Source organism: Gordonia jinhuaensis, from assembly GCF_014639795.1.
In the GTDB taxonomy this organism is placed as follows: domain Bacteria; phylum Actinomycetota; class Actinomycetes; order Mycobacteriales; family Mycobacteriaceae; genus Gordonia_B; species Gordonia_B jinhuaensis.
Genome location: NZ_BMGC01000080.1, coordinates 1 through 2,699, shown reverse-complemented (window position 1 = coordinate 2,699; position 2,699 = coordinate 1). Strand labels below are relative to the sequence as shown.

3 protein-coding genes are annotated in these 2,699 nt (G+C 63.9%); 1 reads left to right on the top strand and 2 read right to left on the bottom strand.

The window, feature by feature from the left end; translation table 11 throughout:
* Positions 1-307: 307 nt before the first annotated feature.
* Positions 308-859: a hypothetical protein gene (locus tag IEW22_RS19665; protein WP_188589059.1), complete on the bottom strand. Its 552-nt coding sequence runs from the start codon at positions 857-859 to the stop codon at positions 308-310.
* Positions 860-1,434: 575 nt separating this feature from the next.
* Here IEW22_RS19665 and IEW22_RS19660 point away from each other — a divergent pair.
* A complete protein-coding gene (locus IEW22_RS19660) occupies positions 1,435-2,061 on the top strand; it encodes an LGFP repeat-containing protein (protein ID WP_188589057.1) in 627 nt (208 codons plus the stop codon).
* Between the two features lie 57 nt (positions 2,062-2,118).
* Here IEW22_RS19660 and IEW22_RS19655 read toward each other — a convergent pair whose 3' ends face one another.
* On the bottom strand, positions 2,119-2,598 hold the full coding sequence (locus IEW22_RS19655; protein ID WP_188589055.1) for a DeoR/GlpR family DNA-binding transcription regulator: 480 nt from the start codon (positions 2,596-2,598) through the stop codon (positions 2,119-2,121).
* Positions 2,599-2,699: the final 101 nt, after the last annotated feature.

Genomic DNA, 2,699 nt, shown 5'->3' with positions numbered 1-2,699 from the left:
GTCGCGGAACTCCTGGGGATAGGGCTTGGGCACAGCTGGCATCCTTCCAGGCCGCCCGGCAGGGCAAGCCAGATCAGATGTCACCTACTCGTGCACCAGCCCCCTGTTTTGAGATCCGCGAGATCGCTGCTGGGGTCGGGGTGTCGGTCGGAAAGGTGCACCGGGTACTGGCGGAGAGCACGACAACGGCATGAGAAACCGAGCAGGTGTACAACTCAACCAACGGGCTGAGTCTTTCAGTCACTTCGCCAACTCGTCGGGTGTCAGCTAGTGGGCGGTCAGCCGACCGACGCGTTGGTAGCGCTCGTCATACAACTCCACATACGGGTGGCCCGTCGAGGGTGTCGTGGACGTTGCCGTACTGACCTTCCGGCGGCTCGATGCCTGTGACGTACTTGTAGATGAAGTCGGTCGTCGGGCCCTCGAAGAACCACCAATCCCCCTGATCCGCCGGCGTGAACACGATCGAGTACTTCGTCGGGTCGAGTGGGGCAGACGGGTCGGGGTACCACAGCCAGTATCCACCGCTGGCAGAGGCGCTCCACTGGATCACGAGTGCGGAATCGAACGGCTGGCCGTCCGGTGTCTGGGTGGGACGGTCATCCCCGGAGGTGTCGTCGGTGAGGAACTCGATGTTCTCGGCAGTGACCGAGGCCAGATCGATCCGGGCATTGGAGTGAGGTTGGAACAAGTCGATCTGATCGCAGAACGTCGCCAGCCCGAATGCTGCGACGAGTTGCTTGTAGTCCTCGGGTACCAGCCTGCCGAGGCGGTTCTCCGTGTCGGCCCAGACGACGTCCCGGTCACGCCCGGCTGGTGGCGCGAACATCGTCATCAGTTCATCTAGCCCATCGGTCATCGGTGATGCCTCCCGTGGCGGGGCGTGGACACTAGTTGCAATTCTGGAACATGACCGGGGGCATCGACCAGCCGCGGTTCGGTGACCACGCTCGCACGATGATGTAGTCGGGGATGTCGCCGGTCGACGGCTTCGTACCGCCACGGCGGCAGCTGCGCAACAAGACTGAGCAGGGTTGACCACGGCTGACCGTGGCCAGGCGGTCGCACGGATCACGAGAGCAGGATCGTGATCGCGGCACAGCCCGGCGGAGGACGGTGTCGCTGCCGAGCTCGGTCAGCTGCTGACCGTGGGTGAGCCCGAGGCATGGATCGGTGACCTGTCCTCCGTCGAGGTGGGGCTGTAAGTCACTCCCACGAACCCGCGCGCTGAGGTCGCACCCGGTTGTCACGACCGGCGATCGATGTCGGTATCGGCCGTTTCGCGCATATTGCGTCGCCAATCATCCTGTGACTGCTAACGATTCAACAGTGTGATGCGAGACACATCATAGGAACACGGTTCCGAGTCGCGCTGCCGGACGGGGGCGACCGCGTGATCACCACAGCAGGTTCGATCTCATGGGAGTTGATGTCATGCGTAGCAACAATGGTCGCCGATCGTCGGTCGGCAGGCTCAGGTCATCGCTGATCGCCGGTGTCGCACTGGCATTCGCCGCCGGCCTCACCTCGCAGGTGTCGGGTACGGCCGCGGCCGATGCGGTCTATTGCCCGGGTACGCCGGTGGTGAAGGGCCGCATCGAGCAGGCGTTTGTCTCGTCGGGAGGTGTACCCGCCTGGGGCTGTCCGACGAATCAGGAGACCGCGATCTATCGCAACGGGCGTTTCCAGGCGTTCAGCAAGGACACCGCCTTCTACTGGAACGCCGGTGTCGACTACGGGCGCGCGCACCAGATCGGTGGGGCCATCCGGGCGAAGTGGGCCGGATACAACTGGGAGCGTGGACCTTTGGGGTACCCGACCACCAACGAACGAGCCGACGGCAAGGCTCGAATGAACTGGTTCGAGGGTGGCACCATCTACTGGAGCGCATCCACCGGTGCCCATCCCATATGGGGCGAGATCTGGAAGAAGTGGGCCAACGCGGGCGGAGTCGGATCGTCATACGGTCTGCCGACCAGCGATGAGCGCCGGGTCACCCCGCCGAACGCGCCGGCCTTCTTCGTGCAGGACTTCGAGAAGGGACAGATCGTCTGGCCGTGAACGAATCCGGGGCTGCGCGCCCAGCCGGAGCACTCCCCGGTGACCGATCGTCCTTGGTCATCGGGGAGTGCGTGGTCGCACCACCCCGGTGACCCTCACCCGCACATCGCAGTCCTGGATACGAGCACTCATCGAGGGTGAAATGCGTTCGGTGATCAGATCATCCACGCGATCCCACGTGGTCAGCACGGCCATGCCTCCGGATGCGAATTTGCTGGAGTCGGCGATCACCACCACGCGGTCGGCGCGTGCGGCCATCGTCTGGGCCACCTCGGCATCCATCATCGAGTTGAACACCAGACCCCGCTCGTCGAGCCTATCGGGGGAGAGGAAGGCGATGTCGGCTCGCATCGACAGCAACGCGGCGGTCGTCAGCGGCCCGACTGTCCCGAACGACGAGCCCCGCAACATGCCACCGAGTACGGTCACCTCGATACTCTCGACGCCGGCGAGTCGTTCGGCGATGTTGAGAGCCGGCGTCGCAACCGAGATCACCGACTCCATGCGCCGCAGTTCCTCGGCCACGGCTAGCGCCAATACCGTTCAGTTAAGGTTACATGCGTGTAGTTTTAGGTGTATGCCTCGTGCTGGGTGGGTGAAGCCGGAGTCGGATCGTCGGTTGTCGGATGTGGTGTCGG

Excerpts from the sequence above, each read along its gene's own strand:
- IEW22_RS19665 (WP_188589059.1), bottom strand. The coding sequence starts at position 859 with ATGACCGATGGGCTAGATGAACTGATGACGATGTTCGCGCCACCAGCC.
- IEW22_RS19660 (WP_188589057.1), top strand. The coding sequence starts at position 1,435 with ATGCGTAGCAACAATGGTCGCCGATCGTCGGTCGGCAGGCTCAGGTCA.